The 1152-nt window shown below is 65.5% G+C and carries 1 protein-coding gene; it reads left to right on the top strand.

The features are described 5' to 3' along the window. Positions 1–68 precede the first annotated feature (68 nt). A protein-coding gene (locus OO52_RS54940; protein ID WP_420711478.1) for an IS630 family transposase occupies positions 69–1152 on the top strand; the annotation gives its coding sequence in 2 pieces (ribosomal slippage) (positions 69–530 and positions 533–1152; 1082 coding nt annotated over the 2 pieces). This gene is flagged as partial in the annotation.

Raw genomic sequence — 1152 nt, 5'->3', positions numbered from 1 at the left:
GTTACTGACCTTGAAGGCGGGTTGTCGTAGGGGCTGACGGTCGGTGATCGTCGCGGTATGCCGGGTGTATGAGGTATCCGCAGGGTGGGGGTCTGACCGCGGAGAGGCAAGCGTTCCGCGAGCGGGTTCGGATGGAAGCAGCGGTGATGTTCGCCGAGGGGCGGGGCAGCACGGACATCGCGAAGGAGTTACGGGTCAGCGTCCGGTCGGTCCAGCGGTGGCGGCAGGCTTGGAAGACGGCTGGCCGGGAGGGGGTCCGCTCTCGCGGCCCAGCGTCCAAGCCGAAGCTGAGCGACGCACTGTTCGCCGTGCTCGAGGAGGAGCTGTCCAAGGGGCCGGTCGCGCATGGCTGGCCGGACCAGAGATGGACACTGGCCAGGATAAAGACGCTGATCGGTCGGCGGTTTCACAAGTCGATGACGTTGTCGGGGATCTCGCAGATGCTGCGGCGCCATGGCTGGAGTCATCAGGTTCCGGCCCGTCGTGCGGTAGAACGCGACGAAGCCGTGGTGGCCGGCTGGGTGAAGGAGGTGTGGCCGCACGTGGAAGCACCGCGGCGGTGCTCGGGGCCTGGATCGTCTTCGAAGACGAAGCGGGATTCTCGATGACGCCGCCGACTTCACGCACCTGGAGCCAACGCGGCACTACACCGGTCATCCGGGTCCGCGGCCGTTCCCAGCGTCGCTTCTCCATCGCCGCCCTGTGCTGCTACAAACCCGGCGAGCGCTCTCGCCTCATCTACCGGCCAAAACGGCATGCAGATCACAAGAGCACAGGCCGCAAGAGCTTCGCGTGGACCGAGTACCGCGATCTCCTCATCGCCGCCCACCAGCAGCTCGACGCACCCATCGTCCTCATCTGGGACAACTTGAACGTCCACAAAGACCGCCGCATGCGGGCCTTCATCGACGCGCAGGACTGGCTCACCGCCTACCACCTGCCGTCTTACGCACCCGACCTCAACCCCGTGGAAGGGATCTGGTCGGTCCTCCGCCGAACCACCCAGGCCAACACGGCCTTCACCGACCCGAGCCATCTCATCCACCGGCTCCGACACGGCCTCCGCCAAATCCAATACCGCAGCGACATCATCGACGGATGCCTCACCGGAACAGGCCTCACACCGACGACACCACGACTACAACGTCAGTA

The organism is Streptomyces flaveolus, assembly GCF_000716535.1.
Lineage (GTDB): Bacteria > Actinomycetota > Actinomycetes > Streptomycetales > Streptomycetaceae > Streptomyces > Streptomyces flaveolus_A.
Note: the sequence above shows the minus strand (reverse complement) of the source record. Positions and strands in the feature narration are given on the sequence as shown.